The 23,997-nt window shown below is 62.7% G+C and carries 21 protein-coding genes; all 21 read right to left on the reverse strand.

What is annotated here, in order from left to right:
• Positions 1 to 385 precede the first annotated feature (385 nt).
• On the reverse strand, positions 386 to 1,918 hold the full coding sequence (locus J3349_RS00445; RefSeq protein WP_207675949.1) for an SPOCS domain-containing protein: 1,533 nt from the start codon (positions 1,916 to 1,918) through the stop codon (positions 386 to 388).
• 177 nt (positions 1,919 to 2,095) lie between these two features.
• The gene (locus tag J3349_RS00450) at positions 2,096 to 2,713 is read right to left on the reverse strand and encodes a hypothetical protein (RefSeq protein ID WP_207675950.1); all 618 of its coding nucleotides are present in this window, start codon (positions 2,711 to 2,713) and stop codon (positions 2,096 to 2,098) included.
• 480 nt (positions 2,714 to 3,193) lie between these two features.
• Positions 3,194 to 3,724 carry a hypothetical protein gene (locus J3349_RS00455; protein WP_207675951.1) on the reverse strand — a complete coding sequence of 177 codons (531 nt, stop codon included), beginning with the start codon at positions 3,722 to 3,724 and terminating at the stop codon, positions 3,194 to 3,196.
• A 620-nt stretch (positions 3,725 to 4,344) separates the two neighbouring features.
• Positions 4,345 to 5,754, reverse strand: a complete 1,410-nt coding sequence (locus J3349_RS00460) for an AAA family ATPase (protein WP_207675952.1) — start codon at positions 5,752 to 5,754, stop codon at positions 4,345 to 4,347.
• A gap of 1,094 nt (positions 5,755 to 6,848) precedes the next feature.
• Positions 6,849 to 7,499 (reverse strand): thiamine diphosphokinase, encoded by a 651-nt coding sequence (locus J3349_RS00465; RefSeq protein WP_158394539.1) that lies wholly within the window; start codon positions 7,497 to 7,499, stop codon positions 6,849 to 6,851.
• A complete protein-coding gene (gene rsgA, locus J3349_RS00470) occupies positions 7,499 to 8,377 on the reverse strand; it encodes a ribosome small subunit-dependent GTPase A (RefSeq protein WP_207675953.1) in 879 nt (292 codons plus the stop codon). Before rsgA ends, J3349_RS00465 begins: the two co-directional genes overlap by 1 nt.
• Positions 8,378 to 8,387: 10 nt before the next feature.
• The gene (gene pknB, locus J3349_RS00475; RefSeq protein WP_207675954.1) at positions 8,388 to 10,289 is read right to left on the reverse strand and encodes a Stk1 family PASTA domain-containing Ser/Thr kinase; all 1,902 of its coding nucleotides are present in this window, start codon (positions 10,287 to 10,289) and stop codon (positions 8,388 to 8,390) included.
• Positions 10,282 to 11,031: a Stp1/IreP family PP2C-type Ser/Thr phosphatase gene (locus tag J3349_RS00480; RefSeq protein WP_207675955.1), complete on the reverse strand. Its 750-nt coding sequence runs from the start codon at positions 11,029 to 11,031 to the stop codon at positions 10,282 to 10,284. Before J3349_RS00480 ends, pknB begins: the two co-directional genes overlap by 8 nt.
• A gap of 13 nt (positions 11,032 to 11,044) precedes the next feature.
• Complete coding sequence (rlmN, locus tag J3349_RS00485; protein WP_149793463.1) at positions 11,045 to 12,085, reverse strand: 23S rRNA (adenine(2503)-C(2))-methyltransferase RlmN; 1,041 nt, start codon at positions 12,083 to 12,085, stop codon at positions 11,045 to 11,047.
• Positions 12,086 to 12,100: 15 nt separating this feature from the next.
• Positions 12,101 to 13,429: a 16S rRNA (cytosine(967)-C(5))-methyltransferase RsmB gene (gene rsmB / locus J3349_RS00490; RefSeq protein ID WP_207675956.1), complete on the reverse strand. Its 1,329-nt coding sequence runs from the start codon at positions 13,427 to 13,429 to the stop codon at positions 12,101 to 12,103.
• Complete coding sequence (gene fmt, locus J3349_RS00495) at positions 13,426 to 14,346, reverse strand: methionyl-tRNA formyltransferase (protein ID WP_207675957.1); 921 nt, start codon at positions 14,344 to 14,346, stop codon at positions 13,426 to 13,428. Before fmt ends, rsmB begins: the two co-directional genes overlap by 4 nt.
• Entirely contained in the window at positions 14,346 to 14,882 is a 537-nt protein-coding gene (gene def / locus J3349_RS00500) for a peptide deformylase (protein ID WP_207675958.1), read from the reverse strand. The genes fmt and def overlap by 1 nt, the downstream gene beginning before the upstream one ends.
• A 24-nt stretch (positions 14,883 to 14,906) precedes the next feature.
• Positions 14,907 to 17,168, reverse strand: coding sequence for a primosomal protein N' (gene priA, locus J3349_RS00505; protein WP_207675959.1), 2,262 nt, complete (start codon positions 17,166 to 17,168; stop codon positions 14,907 to 14,909).
• Between the two features lie 13 nt (positions 17,169 to 17,181).
• Complete coding sequence (gene gmk, locus J3349_RS00510) at positions 17,182 to 17,754, reverse strand: guanylate kinase (protein ID WP_207675960.1); 573 nt, start codon at positions 17,752 to 17,754, stop codon at positions 17,182 to 17,184.
• 3 nt (positions 17,755 to 17,757) lie between these two features.
• Positions 17,758 to 18,021 carry a DUF370 domain-containing protein gene (locus J3349_RS00515; protein ID WP_207675961.1) on the reverse strand — a complete coding sequence of 88 codons (264 nt, stop codon included), beginning with the start codon at positions 18,019 to 18,021 and terminating at the stop codon, positions 17,758 to 17,760.
• Between the two features lie 21 nt (positions 18,022 to 18,042).
• Entirely contained in the window at positions 18,043 to 18,921 is an 879-nt protein-coding gene (locus J3349_RS00520) for a YicC/YloC family endoribonuclease (RefSeq protein WP_015563971.1), read from the reverse strand.
• Positions 18,922 to 19,119: 198 nt separating this feature from the next.
• Complete coding sequence (locus J3349_RS00525; protein ID WP_207675962.1) at positions 19,120 to 20,523, reverse strand: oxaloacetate decarboxylase subunit alpha; 1,404 nt, start codon at positions 20,521 to 20,523, stop codon at positions 19,120 to 19,122.
• Between the two features lie 16 nt (positions 20,524 to 20,539).
• Positions 20,540 to 20,923: a biotin/lipoyl-containing protein gene (locus J3349_RS00530; protein WP_149793471.1), complete on the reverse strand. Its 384-nt coding sequence runs from the start codon at positions 20,921 to 20,923 to the stop codon at positions 20,540 to 20,542.
• Positions 20,924 to 20,969: 46 nt separating this feature from the next.
• The gene (locus J3349_RS00535; RefSeq protein WP_158401789.1) at positions 20,970 to 22,289 is read right to left on the reverse strand and encodes a carboxyl transferase domain-containing protein; all 1,320 of its coding nucleotides are present in this window, start codon (positions 22,287 to 22,289) and stop codon (positions 20,970 to 20,972) included.
• 146 nt (positions 22,290 to 22,435) lie between these two features.
• A complete protein-coding gene (locus J3349_RS00540; protein WP_207675963.1) occupies positions 22,436 to 23,272 on the reverse strand; it encodes a pseudouridine synthase in 837 nt (278 codons plus the stop codon).
• Between the two features lie 254 nt (positions 23,273 to 23,526).
• A complete protein-coding gene (gene ytfJ, locus J3349_RS00545) occupies positions 23,527 to 23,940 on the reverse strand; it encodes a GerW family sporulation protein (RefSeq protein WP_015563966.1) in 414 nt (137 codons plus the stop codon).
• Positions 23,941 to 23,997: the final 57 nt, after the last annotated feature.

Consider the following 23,997-nt stretch of genomic DNA (forward strand, 5'->3'; position numbering starts at 1 on the left):
AGCGTTCCCGATGTGGCGCAGAAGAGAAAAGACTGGAACGGCCTTATATGATGAAAGCGGATGCAATATGGATATGACAAGAAGGAGCCCGGGTTGCGGCTCCCAGCGTCTGCTTCGCTGCCGCTCGCATCCTGCTGGCCGCGGCCCCAACAGCTCCTCCCTGTTTCCGCCACTGGCGGCGGTCGTCGCCGTTGCAAGTGGCTTGACAGATGGTTCACGGGCCGTAAGCACTAAATAAAGAAGACCCCCTTTTGGAGCTGGCACTCCAGGAGGGGGTTTTCTTCTTGGTGAGTCAAATGACTAGTTCAATTTCTACTTTCACTATTTATAGTATATGCCATCCCCCGCAAAAGTCAAGCGCTGTGCAGAAAGTTTACAACTTCGCTCACACCCCCGGCACCAGCAGTCTCCGCGCCTCGTCGAGGCGGGCGGTGCCGTCGGGGAGGTCGTTGGCGGCCAGCATCTGGCCGGGCGAGACGTGGTAGCGCCGGGCGATGGCGAACAGCTCCTCCCCCGGCTGGGCGTAGCAGATGCGGAGCGACACCTCCGGGTCGGCGGGGGCGAGGGGGTCGCCCAGCTCCACCGCCCCCACGAGAGAGGCCGTCTGCCGCGCCAGCACCGCGCCCTCGGCCCGGACGGTGAGGGACACATCCAGCGCGCCGCCCGCGCTGGCGCATTGCAGGTCCTGAACGCTCAGCCAGCACTCGGGGTAGGCGTCGGCATCCTCGGGCAGGTCGGCGGGGAGGGGCAGGGCGTAGTCCAGCGCCTTTTCGTAGCACTCCATCTCCCCGAGGGTGTTTTCTGCAAAGGCCGACACCACGGCCCGGGCCGCGAGGAACGCTCTCCCCTCCTGCCGCGTCAGGCTCACCGGCCCGAAGGACGCGAAGCAGGCTAAAATATGCGCTCCGGCGTCGGGCAGAGGGCCGGAGCCTCGCAGCACCGTCGTCTCGTCCAGCGCGCAGAGCAGCGACTCGGTGGCGAGGGTCTGGGGCGTGAGGGTCGTCTCGAAGCGGGTGGAGAAGGCATCGGCCACGCATTGGAGCTGGTAGGGACGCCAGCCGCTCAGCCGCAGCATCGCCGTGGCCGTGAGGGTGGTGGAGGCCGCGCCGTCCTCGGTGGTCTCCCCTTCCGCCGCCGCAAAGCCCACCGGCTCCAGCACGCAGAGGCAGCGGCAGTCCTCGCTGAGGCCGTCTGCATCCAGGATCTGGTTGAAGGGCAGGTCGGCAGTCTGGCTGCGGAGGGCGGCGTCCCCTTCGGCCCGCCATGCGCAGAGGACGTGCAAGACCCCCTTCGCCACGGCCTTGCCCTGCATCAGTTTCAGCTCCCTCACCTCGGCGGTGCCGGTGATGTCGAGGATGGCGGCAGGGGGCTTCGGGAAGGTCAGCGCCCCCTCGATGGTCACGAGCTTTTCGAGGGTGGCGGCCCGCCGCACTCCTGCCAGCGTGACCGGCTTCTGCTCGATGCCGCCCTCGCTGAGGGCCGTGATGACCTCGGTGGACAGCTGGGCGTGGACGCTCACCACCAGCCCGTAGGCCCCCCGCACCTCGATGCGGCGGGGGTTGACGGCCCGGCAGTTGAGGTATTCGGTCTGGCCCTCGACGCAGGCTGTCCACGCCGTGGCCGCGAAAGAGGGCAGCTCGAGGGCCTTGGTGAAGGGCAGCTTCTGCTCGGTCTGGCACAGCCCCGCCCCCTCTTCGCCCTGATAATACACGGTACAGCGCAAATATCCTTCCAGCGTCAGCCGCCCGGGGGCCAGCTGCTTTTGCAGCACCACCGGCTTTGCGAAGCACTTGACGATGCGCTGCACCGGCGGCAGATAGTCCGAGATCAGTAGTTCGGTCTCGAGGGGCAGCTCCGCCTTGGCGGTGCAGTCCGCACCCGCCGCAGGCAGAACGTCCCGGAACACTTTCAGCTCCATGGTGATGCTCCTTTCCTGTCCTTGCTCTGATGAGAGTGTATGCGGGGCAAAGCCGGGCTATGCCCTGCGCCAGCCCACAGGCGCAAAAAGGCCCCCTCAGAGGGGCCTCTGAGGGGGGCAAAGTTTTCTTTCCGGAACAGGGGGTGTAAAGCAGAGCTTGGCATCACTCCCTACACATTACCACCAACCGTTCATTATTGTGACCATCGCGGCGTAGGTTTTTCCGTTTTTCTGGAATGTACCGGCGTATAGTTCAGCGTCATTTTTCTTGTAGCTGCTCAATTCATTTCTTAAACTAGAAGGATCCACCAGATAAACCCAATGGTAAGGATCACCAGAACCAGGCCCTGGGTCTATATATCTATCCGAGTAAATCGGCCTGTTATCCAGAGTAATATCCGCTGTCCCGCCGGGGGAGGTCAGCTCCATCACGTCCACCCATAACGCCTGTTTAGCCTGCAATTTGGCTTTCGTGATGGAATCGAGCGCAGTTATAGACGTTTCGTTCAACATGTTGTTGTTGTCGAGCCATCCTGCGTCAAATCCTTTTGCCACTTCCTCAAGCGTCTCCTTGGCTCTGGCGCTTGCTGTGGTTTCAGAAAGACCGAAATACTTCTCGAGCTGCTTTTCAAGCTCCTCGGACTCCGTCACAAGGCTCTTTTCGTTGCCCCGGGAGGCGCTGCCGCCGCCGCCAAAGAACCAGTCGTAGAGGGCATCCAGCGGTGCGCAGGCGGTGAGGGTCACTGCGGTCATCACGCCCGCGAGGGCGAGGGCAAGGAATTTTTTTCGTTTCATGGTCGTATCCTCCTTTTTCCAGGGTGTTTTTGATACTTCCATTATAACCCGGCCCCGTCGCAGTTGCAATGGCCATTCGCGCAGGTTTTGGGGCGATTCACGCAGAAAAAAGCCCCCGGGGAGGTTGACCTCCTTGGGGGTTTTGCATTTATTGTATCTTTTTGCCGAAGTTTATGCTATACTTGTCCTGCGGCCTTGCCCGCCCATTTTATTGGGAAGGGGGTGAGCACCATGAGTCCATTTTTATCTCTTATCCAGTCCGTCGTAGTAAACATAATTTCACATTGTGTTTGCAAGTGGCTTGACGGATTGTCTACGGGCCGTAAGCACTAAATAAGGAAACCCCCTTTCGGAGCGGCAACTCCGTGAGGGGGTTTTCTTTTGCTTTGGCGAGCACCATGAGTACTCTTATCTCTTATGCTTTTATTATATGCCATTCTCCGCAAAAGTCAAGCGTTGCACAGAAAGTTTACAAGCGCATCATCGGGCCCGGACAACGACCACCAAGCAGTATTCCCGGCCATCGACGGTCTTATGGCAGACGCCGACACGCAGCTTGGTATTGACCGTGGGCGACACATCTTTATAGTACACCCTGACCACCGGCGCACCGCTGGAGAACCGCTCTACCTGCTGAAGGGCGCTCATCCCGGTGGAGTCGAAGGCAACAAAGCTCACGAAATTGCTCTGCGCGTAGGCCTTCAGGCTGTCTTGCAGGAAGCCTTTCAGCGTCTGACCGGCGTCTATGGGGAAGTTCTCGTCCAGCCAGATGATTCCCTCTGGGGTCTTCTGGAACCAGTCCGGGGTGAACGCGGGCCGAATGGTGCGGGTCAGCGCGGGGACGCTGTAAGAGACTTCGACGTTTTGGGAGTTTCCCTTGAAGATGTCGGCGACGGCCTCCGCGACGAGCCTGTCCTCTTCTGTCCCGCTGGCACCGCCGGAACAGCCGGTGAGCAGGGCCAGCATCAGCACGCCCGCAAGGGCGAGGGCAAGGAGCTTTTTCAGTTTCATGGTGGTATCCTCCGTTCGCTGTGGTGTTTTTGACACTTCCATTATAACCCGTCTCCCGCCGCAGCTGCAACGGCCATTCGCGCAGGTTTTGGGGCGATTCACGCAGGTTTGGGGGCTGAAGCTGAAAAAGGCTCCCCCTTTGGGGGAGGCCTTGGCATACCGGAAAGCCTCGCCTCTTCGCCAGAGGCTCCCCTACTAGGGGAGCTGTCTGCGAAGCAGACTGAGAGGTTGTACGAAGGTGAGCCTGCCCGTGAGCCGCAGTGGTGAAAACCTCTCCGTCAATGCTTCGCATTGCCACCTCCCCTACCGAGGGGAGGCCTTGGCATGTCGGGCAACTCTTCGCTGGACGCTGAAAGCTCAATATGACGCAAAAGGGCGGGCCTTGCTACAGAGGGCAAGGATGCTGCCATTCACGCAGGTTTCGGGAAATATGGCTGCTCTGAGACCAGCGGGTTATCTGACGAAGTGACAATTTTATGTCGTCATTTCGTTCAAAAACGCACTTACGCAAGGTGACGAAGTGACGCTTGTTGCGTAAGTGAGTCACTTACGCAGATGCCCCATTTACGCAGGCTGCGTAAGTGGCATTTTATAACATATACACGTTATATATTTCTCACTTACGCATTTGTTTTACTACAGTAGGAAAGAACACTGTACCAGCTTCTTTCGCCACCATTTCGTGTGAACTGCTTTTTGGTCACTTCACCGCTCATCACAAGGCTTCTATAAGCTCTATCGTAAGTACATTTACTACATTCAATTTCTTTCATCACCTCGGCCCGGAGCTGGGTGCTGGGCATACTCCCCAGCTTGCTCTCGGCCAGCACGTTGAGGATGGCCTGCGCGGTATCCTCTTTCGTCTGGGCGGTGCGGACGCGGCGCTCCTCCACGAAGTCGGCGTCCTTCTTGTCGGTGCGGCTGTCAAAAACGGCCACGGCTGTCTTCACGCCCTCCACCTGCGCCTGCTCGATGTGGAGCAGGGCCGTCCGGGCCGGGGCGGAGTAGCTGCTCTTCTCGTGGCTGAGGTAGAGCTTTTCGCTGTTCTTGTCGCGGCCCATCATGAGGACGCTGCGGGCGATGTCCCAGATGTCGGAGCTGTCGGCCAGACGGGCGCGGCCCGAGACGTTGGCGCGCTTGTTGGTGTGCATCGAGATGAGGGCCGCGCAGCCGTGCCTGGCGCAGAGGGCTTTGAGGGGCAGCAGGGCGCTGCGCATCTGGTTGCGGCTGGCCATCTCCACCCCCGCGGGCAGAAAGCTCTGCAGCGGGTCGATGATGACGAGGGCGGGCGCGGCCTTCCCCACGTACTTTGCAAAGCTCGTGTCCGGGATGCAGAGCGGGCTGCCGGTGCGGGCAAAGTAGGCGTCGCTGGTGACCACCATCACCCGGCTCATATCGGCCCCTGCCGCCGTCAGGCGGGCTTTGAGCACCTTGCCGGGGTCGTCCTCGCCGGAAAAGATGAGGACGCTGCCGGTCTTCTCCGGCGGCTGGGGGAAGAAGCCGGAGGTCCGGCCCGCCGTGACATACGCAATGAGCTGGGCCTGCCAGATGCCCTTGCCGGTGCCGCCGTCGGCACCCAGAAGCGACACCTCCCCCATGGGCAGCAGCCCGTCCACCAGCCAGCTCACGTTCTGGATGGGGACGTTCTCGAGGCAGTCGGGGGTGAAGTTGAAGGGCGCGGCGCGGCGGCGGTCCCGGAAGCGCGCCCGGGCCGCGTCGGCCTTTTCCCGGTAGGCGGCGTAGTCCTCGGCGATGCGGCTCTGGAACTCCTCCCGGCCCACCGCTTCCAGCTCGCTCTTGCCGTCGGCCAGCCAGCGCTCCATCCGGAAGGTCAGGCCCTGCCAGAAGCCCAGCTCCTTCGCCCTCGCCTCCACCAGCTCGGAGCGGCTGAGGACGTCCTCGGGGCGGTCCTGTCCGGCGAACCAGTAGGTCAGTCGGGAGAACAGCTCCTCTTCGGTGCGCACCGTGCCGAGGTAGGCCACGAAGTCGTCGTAGCTGCCCGGGGTGCGGTCGGTCATGTTTTTCTGCATAAAAACTCCTTTCGTTTGTGTTTGATGCATTGAGCATAGCACAAATGAAAGGAGCGGAACAGTACATACTTTTTTTGGGTTTTGAGGGGGGGTGAAAGTTCGTGTTTCTCGACAGTGCGTTAATTATTTGGTGCTTTTCGCGAAAAATCGAGGAAAGTCTCAGGAGAGCTTTTCCTTTGTGGCAAGGCCCGTCTTTGTACAACCTCTCCGTCATCGCTGACGCGATGCCACCTCTCCTTGTAGGAGAGGCCTTGGCAGTCCCCGCAAAGTGAACGGTTTCGCCAGAGGCTCCCCTACTAGGGGCAACGGCGACGACCGCCGCCAGCGGCGGAAGCAGGGAGGAGCTGTTGGGGCAGCGGCCAGCGGGATGCGAGCGGCAGAGAAGCAGACGCTGGGAGCCGCAACCTGGCCTTGTCGAACGAAGTGAGACTGAGAGGTTGTACTAAGACAGAGCCTTTCCTCTGTAGGGAAGTCCGGCTCGTGGCCTCGTTTCCTGTATCTTTTTGGCGAAGTTTATGATATACTTGTTTTGCGGTTCATCCCGCCCATCTTACTTGGGAAGGGAGGTGTACCTGATGATTCATATCCTCACGATTTTGGAGTCTGTCGTAGCAGATGTAATGTCGCATTACATCTGCAAGTGGCTTGACAGATTCGACAAGGACCGCAAGCCCGACTAAACGGAAAGCCCCCGGGGAGGTCGCAACTCCTTGGGGGCTTTTCTTTTTGGTGTACCGAATGGAATATCCTCACAATTCCATCTTTAGTATATGCCATTCCCCGCAAAAGTCAAGCGTTGCACAGAAAGTTTACAAGCCTGCTGCTTTCATTTTGCAAGTTCCTCATACACGTGCTTGTTACGGTCCATCAGCTTCAGCGAAGAGGCCAGCACATCGTCATCTGCTGCGGCCTGCATGGCATCCGCCTGGTTGAAATCACACTTCACTCTTCTCTCTCCTTTTTTATGCCGAACAGCCTCCGGAGCAAGCCTCTCAGGCACTTGGGGCTTTTGAGAACGACCACCTGCATAGAGCCGACCACCTTTCGTCGCTTGATACGCCATTATAGGCGTCCCGCGCCCGGAATGTTCCGGTTCAGCTCAGGATCGGCCCGTCCGGCACCGTCTCCACCACCACCAGCGCGCCCTTTTGGGTGGAGATGGTGATGCAGTCGGAGCCATCGGCATACTCGTTGCTGACGCCGAGGGGGTAGCCTGCGGTGAGGACGGCGTCGGTCAGCTCGTAGAAGGAGCCCCGCTCCGAGACCCCCTCTGCCCTGCCCTCCATCGGGAAGACCGAGAGGTAGAAATACCCGTCCTTCGGGTAGCGGCGGGTCTCGCCGGGCATCACGAAGGTGATGCGGCTGCGCTCGTCCAGAAGCGTGGCGCGGACGCCCCGCTGTTCGAGGCCGAGGCCGGTGCAGAGGTTGGCCAGCGTATGCTCGAGGCGTCTGCCGCCCAGTACACCCAGCAGCAGCGCCTCGTCGAAGCCCTTCTCGGAGGCCAGCTTTGCCGCGTACTCGGTGTCGGTGTCGTCCTTGACGTGGGGCAGGATGATGGTGTCGTCGCCCTCCTGCGCCGGGCAGGGCGCAGTGTCGAAGTCGCCCACGATGATGTCGGGGCGGCAGTGGAGCGGCGCACAGTTGCGGTAGCCCGCGTCGCAGGCAATGATGGTGTCGCCGGGCCGCAGGGCCGACGCCAGCGAGGCGCTGACCGGGCAGGCGGAAATGATAACACAGCGGGACATTACAACCCCCTCCTCTGCCACTCCTTCACATCCTTGACCTCATCGTACATGGCGCAGTAGCTGTCGTAGCGGGTCTGGGAGAGCTTGCCTTCCGCGAGGGCGGCGCGGACGGCGCAGCCCTTCTCGGAGCGGTGGGAGCAGCCGGTGAACTGGCACGCGCCGAGGTAAGGCCCGAACTCCGGGAAGGCGTGTTCCAGACCCTCTTTCGGGATGAAGCCCGCCCGGCTGGCCTCGAGGCTGGCGAAGCCCGGGGTGTCGGCGATGCGGCCCCCGAAGGCTTCAAAGATGGTCACCTCGCGGGTGGTGTGACGGCCACGGCCCAGCTTCTGGCTGATGGCGGCGGTCTGACGCTCCACGTCGGGCAGGAGGGCGTTCAGCAGGGTGGATTTGCCCACGCCGGAGTTGCCGCAGAAGGCGCAGAGACGGCCATTGATCCAGTGCCTGATGTCGTCCAGACCCTCGCCGGTGGCGTAGTCGATGCGGATGAAGGGCAGGGTCGATTTTTCGTAGGCGCTGCGCAGAAACTCCGCCTCGGCGAGGTCGCTTTTGGTGCAGACGATGACGGGCTGGACGCCCTTGTCCACCGCGATGGCCGAAAGCTTATCCAGCACGAGGGTGCTGGGGGTGGGCTGGGTGGTGCTTGCCACAAGGAACAGCACATCGAGGTTCGCCATGGGCGGGCGGACGAAGACGTTCCGCCGGGGCGCGATGCCCGCGATGACCGCCGCGCCGTTCTCGGTCTCCAGCGTCACCACGTCGCCCGCCACGGGGGTGATCTTCTGCTTGCGGAAGATGCCCCGGGGCTTGCACTCCACGATGCCTTCCGACGTCTTAACGTAATAAAATCCACCGATGCCTTTTGTGATATAACCTGTCATACCTTCTCCTTTAGCCCAGCCAGGACGTCCACCAGTCGCTGAGACCGCCGCCGGTGGAAGAAGACGAGCTGGCGCCGGTGCTCTCGCTGGAAGAGCTGCTGCCCCCGAAGAGGCCGCCCAACCAGCCGCCGGAGCCGTCGCTGCTGGCGGTGCTCTCGCTGGGTGCTTCGGGTTCCGGTGCAGGCTCAGGGCCTGCGCTGACCACGACGCTGACGCGGGTGTTCAGCTTGGCCGATGCGCCCTCGCCGGGGTTCTGGCTGATGATGCTGCCCACGGGCTGGTCGCTGTACTGCTCCGTCTGGCTGCCCAGACCCAGTTTCCGCTGCACCAGCAGGGTACGGGCGTCGTTCACGTTCATGCCGATGAGGCTGGGGACTTTGGTGGTGGTGGCCACCTGCGGGCGGCTGACGTAGACCACCACCGTGGTGCCTGCGGCCACCTGACTGCCTGCGGCGGGGTCGGTGCGGATGATGGAGCCTGCAGCCACCGACTCATCCACGGCCTGAGTGACCAGCACCGACACGCCCAGGTCCTTCAGCTGCTGTTCGCCGTCGGCCTGCACGTAGTTGGTCAGGTCGGGGACGGTGACGTAGTGGATGCCGAGGCTGACGGTGAGGGTCACGCTCTGGCCCTCGCGGACGGTGCGGCCCGCCACCGGCGACTGCTTGTAGACATAGCCTGCGGCGTAGTCGTTGTTGTACTCCTCTTCCCAGTTGACGACCACCTGACCGGAGGCCACCTGCTCAGAGGCGTTCACCTCGTCCTGCGTCATGCCGCTGAAATCGCTCAGCACGATGTCGTCGCTTTTGGTCATGATGTTGCTGGAATCGTTCAGGATGGTCCAGCACAGGGCCGCACAGGCCAGCGCAAAGGCCGTCGTGATGCCCAGCAGCACCGGCATAAAGCCGCTGCGCTTCTTCTTTTTCGCCCCGGCCTTGGGGCGGGCGGGATTCGCCGCCGGTTTCTCCGGGGGTCTGCGGATGCTGCGTTTCTGCGGCATGGGGTCATTCACCACCTTTTCAGGTTCTTCCTTTACATATTGATACTGGAACGTGACGGAGGGGTCCTGCACGTAGGCGTCCAGCGCTTCCAGCATCTCTGCGGCGCTGGAATACCGGTTGACCGGAAGCTTCGCCATGGCGCGCTCCGTGATCTGCACGAGGCCCAGCGGCACATCCGGGGCAAGCTCGGCCAGCGGCTTCGGGGTGTCCCGAATCTGCTTGCGGGCCACCTCCACCATGTCGTCGGCGTCGAAGGGCAGCCTGCCCGAGAGCATCTCGTACATCATGACGCCCACGGAGTAGATGTCGCTCTTGGGGTCGGTCTCCTCCCCCTTCGCCTGTTCGGGGCTGATGTAGTGGACGCTGCCCATGGCCTTTTTGCCGTTCTGTATCTGGTTCTCGGCCCGGGAGATGCGGGCGATGCCAAAGTCCATCATCCGCAGCTGGCCATTGTCCAGCAGCATGATGTTCTGGGGCTTGATGTCCCGGTGGACGACGCCGTTGCGGTGGGCGTGGTCGAGGGCGCGGAGGATCTGGGCGATGAAATGGACGGTCTCCCGGCTTGTTATTTTGCCGCCCCGCTCGTTGAGGTACTCCCGGAGGGTCATCCCCTCCACGCACTCCATAACGATATACTGTAAGTTTTCGCCGACGGAGACGTCGTAGACCTTGACGATGTTGGGGTGGTTGAGCAGGGAGATGGCCTTGGACTCGTTCTTGAAGCGGCGGACGAGGTCGGCGTCATGCATCAGCTCCTGACGCAGCACCTTGACGGCCACCACCGTGCCTTCCGGCACAGGCCCGCCGGGGGCAGAGACCACGGCCTTGTAGACGTTGGCCATGCCGCCTGCGCCGATGAGCTCCTGAATGGTGTAGAGCCCGTCCAGCGTCTTGCCGATGAGATTATCCATGCTTCACCTCCAGCGGCTCCACACCCAGCAGCAGCGCGGTGATGTTGTCAGGGCCGCCGCCCGCGTTGGCGGCGTCCACCAGCCGGTCGGGGATGTCGTAGAACCCGCCCTTCGTGAAGATCTCTTCGATCTTTTCTTTGGGCAGGACGTTGGTGAGGCCGTCGGTGCAGAGCAGGATCATATCGCCCTTCTGCACCGGCACGCTGGTGAACTCGGGGTCGAGGCGGTAGTCCACGCCCAGCGCCCGGGTGATGATGTTCTTCTGGGGGTGATGCTCGGCTTCCTCGGCGGTGATGGTGCCGCAGTCCACCAGCTCCTGCACGTAGGAGTGGTCGTGGGTGAGCTGGGTGAGTCTGCCGTCCCGGACGAGGTAGGCCCGGGAGTCGCCTGCGTGGCAGATAAAGGCGTTGCCGCCCCGCACGAGGGCGCAGACCGCCGTGGTGCCCATGCCCGCCAGCTCCTCCTCCCGGGAGGCTTTCTGGAAGACGAAGCGGTTGGCGTTGATGAGCGCCCGCTTCAAAAACCTTTCCTCGTCGCCGGGCAGGCACTGGGCGTACTGCTCGTGGAAGCTGTGCTCGATGACGTCGCAGGCGCTCACGGAAGCCTCACGGCCTCCCCGCGCACCGCCCATGCCGTCGCACACGAGGCCCCAGGCCGCGTCGCTGTTCAGCTCGCCTGCCCGGTAGTCATCCTGATTCTCGGGGCGGACGCTGCCGACGTCTGTTTTTCCTGCAAGTTTCATAGGATTCTCCTTCTCAAACTTTGCCGTTCATCTCGTCGCGGCGGAGCTGGCCGCAGGCGGCGCTGATCTCGCTGCCCAGACGGCGGCGGACGGTGGCGTTGACGCCGAGGCTTTCCAGCTTCTGCTGGAAGCGCCGGACGTTGGCGGCGTCGGTAGCCGAATAAGGGCTGCCGTCCACCGGGTTGATGGGGATGAGGTTGACGTGAGCGCCCATCCCCCGGATGAGGTCGGCCAGCTGCCTGGCGCAGGCGTCGGAGTCGTTGACCCCCCGCACCATGGAGTACTCGAAGCTCACTCTCCGGCCCGTCGTCTCCTGATACCGGCGCACGGCCTGCATCAGCACCTCCACGGGGTAGGCGTCGTTCACGGGCATCATGCCGCTGCGGATGTCGTTGTTGGGGGCGTGGAGGGAGACGGAGAGGGTGAGCTGGAGCTTCTTCTCGGCCAGCTGGTCGATCTTCGGCACGAGGCCGCAGGTGGAGAGGCTGATGTTCCGCATCCCGATGTTCACGCCCTCGGGGGACGAGATGTTCTCGAGAAAGCGCATGACTTCGTCGAAATTATCCAGCGGCTCCCCGATGCCCATCAGCACGATGTGGGAGATGCGCTCCCCGATGTCCTTCTGGGCGGTGTAAATTTCGGAGCATATCTCGCCCGCCTCGAGGTTGCGCACCCGGCCCGCCTGGGTCGAGGCGCAGAAGCGGCAGCCCATCCGGCAGCCCACCTGGGTGGACACGCAGACCGTGTTGCCGTAGTGGTAGCGCATGACGACGGTCTCGATGCAGTTGCCGTCGGCCATCCGCAGCAGGTACTTCACGGTGCCGTCCTTGGCCTCCTGCCGCCGCTCGATGATGGGCGCGGCGATGTAAAATGCCTCCTCGAGCTTTGCCAGCAGGGCTTTGGGCTGGTCGGTCATGGCCGAAAAGTCGGTCACGAGCTTCTGGTGGACCCAGTGGAAGATCTGTTTAGCCCGGAAGCCGGGCTGGCCCATCGCTTTCAGCTCCGCTGTCAGCTGTTCCAGCGTCAGGGAGGATATACAGCGTTTAGTCTCCATGAAAATCTCCTTTTGTCAGGAATCACGTTTCTGCATCGCGCAGAGGAAAAAGCCGTCCATGCCGGTGCGGGTGGGGACGGAAAGCGCACCCCAGTCCCCCACCGTCATCCCGGCCGGGAAGCGGACGTCCGGCGTCACCACCCGGAACTCCGGGTGTCGGCCCACGAAGGCCCGCACCTGCTCTTCGTTCTCGGCAGGGTCGATGGTGCAGGTGGAGTAGACCAGACGCCCGCCCGCTTTCAGGTGGGCGGCGGCTGTATCCAGAATGGCCGACTGGGTGGCCAATAATTCATCGTGACGCGCTTTTTCGAGGGTCTTGTAGCGGATGTCCGGCTTCTTGGCGAGGATGCCGAGGCCGCTGCAGGGGGCGTCCACCAGGATGGCATCCGCCATGGGCAGGTCGGCGTCAGGCTTAGTGCCGTCGGAGACCCGGGGCTCCACGTGGGCAAACCCCATCCGCTCCACGGCCTTGCGGATAAGCTGGACGCGGTTCTCGCTGACGTCGCAGCTCACCAGCCGCCCTTCGTCCCCCATCTCCTCGATGAGGAGCAGGCTCTTGCCGCCGGGGGCGGCGCAGAGGTCGAGGACGGTATCGCCGGGCTTTGCCTCCACGCAGAGGGCGGCAAGCTGGCTGGCCTGCCCCTCCACGTGGAAATATCCGTCCCGGAAAAGCCCGCTCTCCGCCGGGCTCCCCTCGAAGCGGGCCAAGACGCTGCCCGGCACAAGGCCCGGGGCGGCGGTCTTCGCGCCCGAGGCCAGCAGCTTTTCGCAGAGGGCTTCCGGCGTCCCTTTCAGGGGGTTGGCCCGGAGGCTGGTCAGGCCGCTGTCGGCGGTGTGGGTCAGGATGTCCAGCGCCTCGTCGGGGTAGTGTTCGTGGAGGAACGCTGCCACGTCCCGGCCCGCCGAGCCCAGCACCATCAGCCGCTCCACCTCGTCGGCGAAGACGGCAGAGCCGAGGTCATAGCCGATGGCCCGGCGCAGCACGGCGTTCACGAGGCCGGAGGCGCTGGCTTTTCGGAAGGTGCGGGTCAGCTTGACGGCCTCATTGACCGCCGCCGAAGCAGGCACCTGCATATAGCGGGCCTGCGCCAGCGCGGCGCGGAGAATTTCCCGCACCTGCGGGTCGAGCTTGGCAAGCCCTTTGGGCAAAAACTGGCTCAGGATATAGTCCAGCGTTCCCTGATGTTCCAGCACGGTGTAAAAAATCGCGCTGGCAAATGCTTTATCGCGGCCTTCCAGCTTCTGGCGGCGCAGCTCTGCGTCGAGGATGAGGTTCGAAAAACCGTCCTGCTCCTGCCGCACCAGCGCCGCCACCGCCGCCGCGCGGGGGTTCGGGCCGCTCACAGGCTGTCCCCCGCCTTGAGGCGGAGACCGGCGGCGAAGGAGGTGCCGTCCATGGGCTTCTTGCCCTCCGGCACGACGTGCAAAAGCTGAATCGCGCCCTCACCGCAGGCCACGGTCAGGGGCTTGGTGGCGAGGACCGTGCCAGCGGCTTCGCCGTGGCTTTCCGCGACGCGGCACTCCATGACTTTGACCTTCTTGCCGCCCGCCGTCACGAACCATGCCCCGGGCCACGGGTTCATGCCCCGCACCCAGTTGTGGATGTGGTCGGCGCTGTCGGTCAGATGGAACTCGGCCATCTCCTTGCTCAGCATGGGGGCGACGGAGGCGTTCTCGTGGGCCTGAGGCTCTGCCTTGAGCGTCCCGGCTGCGATGGCGGGCAGGGTCTCACAGAGCACCCGTGCGCCCACGGCAGTGACCCGGTCGAACAGCTGGCCGCTGGTCTCCTCGGGGTCGATGGCGATCTTCTCGCAGGCCAGCACGTCGCCGGTGTCGAGGCCCTCGTCCATCTGCATGATGGAGACGCCCGTCTCGGCGTCGCCGTTCAGCACCGCCCACTGCACGGGGGCGCTGCCCCGGTATTTCGGCAGCAGGGAGACGTGGAGGTTGATGCAGCCATATTTCGGCGCTTCCAGCACCGATCTGGGCAGGATGCAGCCGTAGGCCACCACGACGATGAGCTCAGGAGCCAGCGCGCGGATGTTCTCGTCCTCGCCGCCGTCCCGCAGGGTGCGGGGCTGAAAGACGGGGGTGCCGTGGGCCAGCGCCACTTCCTTCACCGGGGGTGCGGTGAGCACCTGCTTGCGGCCCACGGGCTTATCGCGCCGGGTATAGACCGCGCAGATGTCGTGGCCCGCCTCATACAGAGCTTTCAGGCAGTCCGCCGCAATATCCGGCGTCCCCATGAACAGAATGCGCATCAGTCGTTCTCCTTCTTCTTGGCGGCAGCGGCGCGGCCCTCCTCGGTGTCCTCATAGAAGAACTCGCTGGACTCCATGATGGTGATGCCGTCCAGATGGTCGTTCTCGTGCTGGATGCAGCGGGCCAGCAGGCCCTCGGCTTCCAGCTCGAACCATTCGCCGTTCCGGTCCTGTGCGCGGACCTTGACGGCCACGGGGCGGGTCACGGCGCCGTTGTGGCCCGGGAAGGACAGGCAGCCCTCGTAGGCGGTCTCCTCGTCCTCAGACACGGCGAGGATCTCCGGGTTGACGAAGTCGATGAACTTGTACTCGTAGTTTTCGGGAATTTCTTCCGGGGCGTCGGTGGTGTCCCACACCACGAAGAGGCGGCGCAGCATCCCCACCTGCGGGCCTGCGAGACCCACGCCGTCGGCGGCGATCATCGTCTCGCGCATATCGTCCAGCAGGGTAGCCAGACGGTCGTCGAAGTTGGTCACCGGGCGGCAGACCTTGTTCAGGATGGGGTCGCCCTCTTTTACAATGTTGCGGATAGCCATGAAGTATACCTCCAAATAATCTTATCAAATATCACCGTCAGAATGCATATCCACCACCACGGTGGCCTTGCTGGGCAGCTTTTCCTGCTCGTAGAGGCCGAGGGTCTGGCGGACAAGGTCGCGGAAGCGTTTGTCGGCGCGGCACTTGATGGTGAGCTTGTAGCGGTAGTTCTCGTTGATCTTTTCGATGTTGCCGGGGGTGGGGCCAAGCACCCGGAGGGGCAAGTCCGGCTGCTGCGCGGCCTGACGGCCTAAGAGGGCCGAGAACCGGGCGGCGGCCCGGGCCACCTCGATCTCCTTCGGGCCGGAGAAGCCCACGACGCAGAGCCCGCAGAAGGGCGGGTAGAGGCCCAGTTTACGATATGCAATTTCCTGCTCAAAGAAGGCGTCGTAGTCCTGCGCGGCGGCGAGGTTGAGGACGGGGTTGTCGGGGTCGGTGGTCTGGATGATGGCGAAGCCCGGGTCTTTCGCCCGGCCGGAGCGCCCCACCACCTGGGTGATGAGGCTGAACACCGTCTCGTAGGCCCGAAACCCCTGCGCAAAGAGCAGCGAGTCGATGCCGAGGACGCCCACGAGGGTCACGTCCTCGAAATCGAGGCCCTTGGCCACCATCTGGGTCCCCACCATGATGTCGTACTCATGCCGGGCGAACTTCGCCAGCAGCTTTTCGTGGGCGTCTTTGGCGGCGGTGGAGTCCTGGTCCATCCGCAGCACTCTTGCCTCCGGGAAGAGCTGGGCCAGCTCCTCCTCGGCCTTCTGGGTGCCGAAGCCCCGGTAGAGCAGCTTGCCGCCGCAGGCGGGGCAGGTCTTGGGGGGCGGGTCGAGCTGGGTGCCGCAGTAGTGGCAGAGCAGCTTATGGCCCGCCTTGTGGTAGACCATGGGGACGCTGCACTTGGGGCATTTCAGCACCTCGCGGCAGTCGTCGCACTGGGCCATGGTCTGGTAGCCGCGGCGGTTGAGCAGCAGGATGGTCTGCTTGCCCGCGTCGAGGTTGCGCCGGATGGCGTCCTCCATCGCAAGGCTGATCTCCCTCGGGTTGCCCGAGGCCAGCTCTGCCCGCATATCGACGATCTGGACGCTGGGCAGCGGGTTGCCGCCGTAGCGCTGGGTGAGCCGGACGAGCTGGGTGCGGCCATTCTGGGCGGCGTAAAAGCTCTCGGTGCTGGGGGTAGCGCTGGCCAGAAGGAGCAGGGAGCCGTTCTCCGCCGCCCGCTGCCGGGCCACCTCGTGGGCGGCGTACCGGGGCGCAGACTCGGAGCGGTAGGTGTGCTCCTGCTCCTCGTCGATGATGACGAGGCCGATGTTTTCCAGCGGGGCAAAGACGGCGCTCCGCGTCCCCACCACGATGTCGGCGCCGCCGTCCTGTATCATCTGCCATTGGAGCAGACGCTCGGTGTGGTTGAGGGCCGAGTGCTGGACGGCCACCCGCCGCCCGAACCGGCTCTTGAGGCGGAGGATCATCTGAGGCGTCAGGCTGATTTCCGGCACCAGCACGAGGGCGCGGCGGCCCAGCGCCAGACACCGCTCGATGAGCTTTAAGAACACCAGCGTCTTGCCGCTGCCGGTGACGCCGTAGAGCAGCGCCGAGTGGGGGGCGGTGTCTTCGAGGCCGGGCAGCAGGGCGTCATAGGCCGCCTGCTGCTCTGCCGTCAGGGTGATGGGCTCGTTTTTCAGCGGGATAGACGAATACAGGTCGATGGATTTGTTCACCTTGCTGCATTCGACGACGCCCTTGGCGCAGAGGTTGTCCAGCACGGCTTTGGTGATGCCGTGGGCCTCCATCTCGTTCTGGGTGCGCTCTCCCCCGCTCAGCAGGGCCACTGCCGCCAGCTGCTTGGCCGTGGGCCTGGGCTTTTGCTGCAAAGACCCCACCAGCTTATAGCTGTTCTCGGTGTGGCGGGTGAGCTGCTTTTGGAGCACCGGCGTCACGCCGTCCGCCGCGAGGGCGGGCTTATACTGCGCCCCATAGGGGATGACCGCCTTGACGGCCTCGTAGTAGGTGCAGAAGGTGCGCTCCTTGAGGAAATGCACCAGCCGCAGCAGCTCCGGCGTCAGGCAGGCCGAGGCGGGAGCTACGTCGAAGAGGTACTTGAGCTTTGCATGCTCCGGTTCTTCGTCGCAGGCCAGCACCACGCCCATCCGGGCCTTGCTCCCCCGCCCGAAGGGCACCAGCACCATGCTGCCGAGGCGGACGGCCTCCTGCTGGTCGGGCATGACGGCGTAGGTATAGAGTTTGTCGAAGTGAAAGGTCGCGTTGCTCACGGCAACGCCTACCGTTTTTGGCATTCGCGGCTCCTTGTTATCTGTCGAGGCCGGCCCGCTGGCGGATGATGCCGTAGAGCTTCTCAGCGCAGGCGTCCACCTCGTCGTTCACGAGGGTGAGGGTGAACTTCTCCTGCTCGGCCAGCTCCTTCTTTGCGGTGTCGAGGCGCTCGAGGATGCTGGCTTCCGTCTCGGTGCCGCGGCCCCGGAGGCGGCGTTCCAGCTCCTCCACGGAGGGCGGCAGCAGGAAGATGGTGGTAGCCCCCGGGAACATCCGGCGGATGTTGGCCGCGCCGTGGACGTCGATGACCAGCACCACCAGCTTGCCCGCCTCGAGGCGCTTATCCACCTCTTCGCGGAGGGTGCCGTAGTAGTTGCCGTTGTAGAAGTTGTGCTCCACCACCTGGTCGGTGTCGATGAGGTGCTGGAACTGCTCCCGGGTGCGGTAGTAGTAGTCCACGCCCTCCTGCTCGCCGGGGCGGGGTGCACGGGTGGTGGCGGAGACGGTCTTTTCGATCTCGGGGTGGGCCTCGCGCAGGGCCTTGACCACACTATCCTTGCCGGTACCGGCGGCACCGGAGACGACAAACAGGTACTTTTCGTTTTCCATTTTTTACTGCTCCTCTGTCGATTTTCCTTCCGGCTGGCCCGCAGCGCGGCTTGCCACTGTCTCAGGCGTCAGGGCCGAAAGGACTACATGGTCGGAGTCCATGATGAGCACGGCCCGGGTGCTGCGGCCATAGGACGCATCAATGAGCATCCCCCGCTCCCGCGCCTCCTTCACCAGACGCTTGACCGGCGCAGAGTCGGGGCTGACGACGGCCACCACCCGCCCTGCGCTGACCAGATTGCCAAAGCCGATGTTGATGAGCTTCATCTGAACTCCTCCGTACTGTTTTTATTCGAGGTTCTGGATCTGTTCGCGGATCTTCTCGATCTCCGCCTTCATGTCCACCACCGTGCGGGTGATGTCCAGGTCCTGACACTTGGAGCCGATGGTGTTGGTCTCACGGTTCAGCTCCTGGGTCAGGAAGTCCAGCTTGCGGCCCACCGGCTCGTCCAGCTCCAGAATGGAGCGGTACTGGGCGATGTGGCTGCGCAGACGGACGGTCTCCTCGTCCACGGCGGTCTTGTCGCCGAAGATGGCGGCTTCCGTCAGGACGCGGGCGTCGTCGATGCTGCGGTCCTCGAGGATGGTCTTAAGCTTCTCGTAGAGGCGGCTGGTGTAGGCTTCGACGCGGCCTGCGCTCAGGGTCTCCACCCTGCCCACCCGCTCCTCGAGGAAGCACAGGCGGCTCTCCACGTCGGCCTTCATCTTGGCGCCCTCGGCGGCGCGCATGGCGATGAAGTTGTCCAGCGCCTGAGCCGTCACGGCGGAGACGTCGGCCCAGAGCTGTTCCTCGTCCACGTCGGCGTGGCGGGTGGCCAGCACATCCGGGAAGCGGGTCAGCGTCGAGACGGTGACGTCGTTCTTGATGCAGAGCTTCTCCGAAAGGTTCCGCAGGGCCTTCTGGTAGCTGCGGGCCAGCTCCATGTTGACGGTCACTTCTGCGTCGGCGGCCTCTACGTTCTGGATGGTCATGCTCAGCTCGACCTTGCCGCGGGTGACCCGCTCGTTGAGCTGCTTTTTCAGGCGGCTGTCCATGTAGCTGCAGCTGCGGGGGATGCGGGACGAATACTCGAAATACCGGGAGTTGACGCTGCGCAGCTCGACCGTGATCTCGCGGCCATTCAATACAGCAGTCCCCCGGCCAAAACCGGTCATGCTCAGGATCATATGCTCCACGTTTCCTCTCTGTTCATGGGTGGATATGCGGACAAATTACGGTATATGTATCCGCGTTTGGGTATACAGGCCCATGTTACGATACATATGTTATTATTCTACTCTGATGACCGCTTTTTTGCAAGTAAAAGAGCGCAAAAAGCCCCCCGCATCCCTGCGGGGGGCTTTGAAAAGCCTTATGCTGTTTTATCAGACGGGGTGAGACTTATTTGCAAAATCTGCATGGTCTGCATCCACGCCCTGAGCCTTGGCGTTGCGCTTCTCAAAGAACTTGGGCGCGACCTGCGGGAACATGGCGTAGGTCAGGACGTCCTCTTCCTGAGTAGCCCACTTTGCAGCCTCTGCCTTCAGCTTGTCCATCTCGGGAGCGAGGGTGTCAGCAAAGCGGCAGGTGATGGGCTGCTCGTCGCCCAGGATCTTCTTGGTGAACTCGGCGCTGATGGGAGCGGGAGTCTTGCCGTAGTCGCCGTGGACCAGGCCCTTGAACTCCTTGGTGACCATCTTGTAGCGCTCGCCCAGGATGACGTTGAAGACAGCCTGAGTGCCGACGATCTGGCTGGTGGGGGTGACCAGCGGAGGATAGCCTGCGTCCTCACGAACGCGGGGGATCTCAGCCAGCACTTCGTCCAGCTTGTCCTCTTTGCCGGCATCCTTCAGCTGCTTGAGCATGTTGGAGAACATGCCGCCCGGCACCTGATACAGCAGGGTGTTGGCGTCCACGCCCAGAGACTTGGGGCTGATCTGGCCGTTGGCGATGTACTTCTCGCGCAGCTTTGCAAAGTATGCGCGGACGACGTTCAGCTGCTTGAGGTCGAGGCCGGTGTCGTAATCGGTACCCTGCAGGGCAGCGACGAGGCTCTCGGTAGCCATGTGGCTGGTGCCGCCGCTCAGGGGGCTCATGGCGGTATCGACGATGTCAGCGCCGGCCTCGATGCCCTTCAGCAGGGACATGGAAGCCAGACCGGCAGTGTAGTGGCTGTGGATGTCCACAGGGATGGACAGGGTGTTCTTCAGCTCCTTGACCAGCTCGTAGCAGGTGTAGGGAGTCAGCAGACCGGCCATGTCCTTGATGCAGATGGAGTTTGCACCCATCTCTTCCAGAGTCTTTGCGTACTTGACGTAGTACTCGTTGTTGTGGACAGGGCTCAGGGTGTAGCTGATGCAGCCCTGAACGTGTGCGCCTTCCTTGTTGGCAGACTTGATGGCGGTCTGCAGGTTGCGGGGGTCGTTCAGTGCGTCGAAGATGCGGATGACGTCGATGCCGTTTGCAACGGACTTCTTCACGAAGTACTCGACGGCGTCGTCAGCGTAGGGGCGGTAGCCCAGCATGTTCTGGCCGCGGAACAGCATCTGCAGCTTCTGGTGGGGCAGCTCCTTGCGCAGGATGCGCAGACGCTCCCAGGGGTCCTCATCGAGGAAGCGGATGCAGCTGTCGAAGGTCGCACCGCCCCAGCACTCGACGGAGAAGTAAGGGATCTTGTCCATCTCGGGCAGGATGGGACGCATATCGTCCATCGTCATACGGGTGGCCAGCAGGGACTGGTGGGCATCGCGCAGGACGACTTCCGTGATCTTGATGGGCTTTTTAGCCATTGTTGTCACCTCTCTCTTAGTTCATGGAAACCAGAGTGTCACCGGAGTTGACGGTGTCGCCCTTATGGACATTGATGGAAGCAACGGTGCCGTCCTGAGGAGCAACGATCTCGTTCTCCATCTTCATGGCCTCGAGGATGACCAGCACGTCACCAGCCTTGACGGAAGCACCGGCGGCGACCTTCACGTCCAGGATGTTGCCGGGCATCGGAGCCTTGACCTCAACAGCGCCTGCGGAAGCAGGAGCAGCGGGTGCGGCAGGAGCAGCAGCGGCAGCGGGAGCCGGAGCGGCCTTGGGTGCGGGTGCAGCAGCAGGAGCCACGGGTGCAGCGCCGGCAGCGGTCTCCTCGACAGAGACGCTGTAAGCAACGCCATTGACGGAAATATTGTAGTACTTCATGGAAGAGTCCTCCTGAATCAATCTAGATCGTTAGATGTACGTTTTCTTACAGAGCCATGTTGCCGTGCTTCTTGGGCAGACGGGCAGCACGCTTGGTGCTCAGCAGCTCGAACGCGGCCACGACGCTTGCGCGGGCGTTGGCAGCCTCGCAGGTCATGTCGGCAGAACCGGCGGCCACAGCAGCGTCAGCGCTGCACACCTCGGCGACGTAGGCAGCAGCCTTGGCCTTGGTAGCGGCGACGATGTTGTCGGAAGCGTCGATCTCGTCCTTGTACAGCACGGAGACGGCAGCGGAAGGCTCGAGAGCGCTGATGGTGCAGCCCTTGACAGCGATCTTCAGGTCAGCAGCGGCCAGTGCGGTGTAGACGGGGCCGACAGCCTTACCTGCGATAAGAGCCACCTTGGCGGTGGTAGCGTCGGCATAGGTAGCAGCCAGACGGGCAGCCTCGCGGATGCCTCCGGCGATGTCATCGGAAGTGCTGGGAACGAAGCCCTCGGTGTTCACGATGGTCAGCACGGGGACGCTGAATGCGTCGCACAGGCGGACGAAGCGGGAAGCCTTCGCCACGCAGTTGTGGCACAGCTCCTTGCCGGTGGCCACGACGCCCACGGCGTTGCCGCCGATGGTAGCGAAGGCGGTGTAGACGTTCTTGCCGAAACCGGCGTACATCTCCACGGCGCTGTCCTTATCGATGAGGGCAGCAGCGGCCTTTGCAGGCTCGGCGTTGGCGCTCAGGACAGCGGTGGGCTGCTCGAACTCGAAGATGGCCGGGCCGGTCAGGTTGTTGGCAGGCAGCAGACCCACGATGTGGGCAGCCTTCTCAGCAGCCTCGGCAGCGTCAGCGGCCACGATGGCAGCCACGCCTGCCTTTGCGGCAGCAGCGGCAGAACCGGCGTCAGCGACCTTGTCGCCCTTAGCGGCAGCGGTGAAGGGAGCGGTGAAGAACAGCTCTGCGCCCTCAGCCATGATGCAGACATCTGCGTTGGCAGCGCTCAGAGCGCTGGTGCCGCCGCAGACGCCCAGAACGACGGCTACCTGAGGCACGACGCCGGACACCTTTGCGATGGTGGCGTTGAGCTTTGCAGCTGCATTCAGCACGTCCAGACCCTCAGCCAGCTTTGCGCCGACGGAGTCGTAGAAGGTGACGACCGGGCAGCCCGTCTGGGCAGCCAGCTCGAGGACCTTGATGTTCTTCTCAACGTCCTTGACGGAAACAGCCTCGCCGTTCTGGAAGACGGCGTAAGCCTGCTGACCGGCAGCATAGCCGCTGGCAGCGCTCACCGCACCGTCCGCAAACAGAGCGGTGTATTCCCCGTCATCAAAAAACTTGGCGAGGATTTCTCCTTTGGTACTCTTTGAAGCCATGGTAAGACCTCCTGCTTATCTGTGTGAGTTTCAAAATTAGGTATATTATACCCGATTTTTCCAAGATTCTCAAGCCTTGTTCCATTCCTTTTTTTCAGAGAATGTTACAAATTTGGCAAAAAGAGCGGAAATTTCGGACACATTGCTCACTTGTGCTTTTTGCCCGCAGCGGCTTTGTTCCCGCCCACAGGACCCCGGGGACGGCGGGCAGCAGCCTTGGACTGCAAAGCGGCCGAGCGGGTCTGGGCGCGGCCCTTGGCGGCTGCGGCGCGCAGGCCGTTCACCTCTGCCTTGGTCAGCTCGCGGTACTTGCCGGGCTGGAGCATTCCCAGCTTGACGACGCCCTCGGCGTTCCGCTTCAGACGGATGACCTCGAGGCCCACGGCCTCGCACATCCGGCGGATCTCGCGGTTCTTGCCCTCTTTCAGGGTCATCTCCATGACGGTGCGGCCCGGCTCGTCGGTGACGACGTTGATGGCGCAGGGCATGGTCCTGGTGCCGTCGTCCAGCACGACGCCGGAGCTGAGCTTCAGGATCTGTGCCTCATCGGCCCGGGGCTGGACGGTGACGCGGTAGAGCTTGGAGATGCCGCCGGACGGATGGGTGACAGCCTGTGCGAAAGCGCCGTCGTTGGTCATCAGCAGCAGGCCCTCGCTGTCCTTGTCGAGACGGCCCACGGGGTACAGGCGGGCCGGGATGTCGGCCACCAGCTCCATGACCGTCTTGCGGCCCAGCTCGTCGCTGGCGGTGGTGACATAGCCACGGGGCTTGTACAGAGCTAGATAGTACAGCTGCTGGTTCTTCTGGATATAGATGCGCTCGTCGTCCACATGGAGGACGTCGCGGTTGGGGTCCATCTTGTCGCCCACCTTCACGGGGTGGCCGTTGACCTTCACGCGGCCCTCGGCGATGATCTGCTCGGCGGCGCGGCGGGAGCACAGGCCCTGCTCGCTCATGATTTTCTGAATGCGTTCTTCTGCCATGATAAAATCTCCTTGTGCGCCTCCCGGCGCTCAAATAGGGCTGCGGATGAACTCAACCTCTCAGTCTCGCTCACGCTCGACAGCTCCCCTACCGAGGGGAGCCTCTGGCGAAACCATTCACTTTGCGAGGACCGCCAAAGCCTCCCCTCGTTAGGGGAGGTGGCATTGCGAAGCAATGACGGAGAGGTTAATTACAGCAGCCTCAGTATCAAAACTGCGGGTCGGAAGTCCGCAGTTACGGCGTAGGTTAAAGTTTACTCTGCTGCGGGAGCGGCAGGCGCAGCGGCGTCCTTCTTCTCCTCTTTCTTCAGCAGAGCGCTGACCTTGTCCACCAGCTCGGGCAGCATGGTCAGGGCGCGGTCAACGGTGTTGGAGCCGTCGGACAGCTGGATGGTGCGCACGCAGCCGTCCTTCACCACCAGAAAAGCCACCGGCTGGATGTTGACGCCCGCGCCGGAGCCGCCGCCGAACAGGTCCTTGTTGGCGGCGTTCTTGCCGTCGAAGTCGGTGCCTGCGGAAGCAAAGCCGAACGAGATGCGGGACACCGGCAGGATGGTGGTGCCGTCGTCGGTCTTGATGGGCTTGCCGATGATGGTGTTGGAATCTGCCATCTGGCGGATCTTGTCCATCGTGACGTTCATTAAACCTTGAATCGGATGCTCAGCCATAAAATCGGCCTCCTACTATTATTTTCCGGGAAAACTCCCTCTGGATAGGAGTATACA

The organism is Faecalibacterium sp. Marseille-P9590 (assembly GCF_017377665.1).
Lineage (GTDB): Bacteria > Bacillota > Clostridia > Oscillospirales > Ruminococcaceae > Faecalibacterium.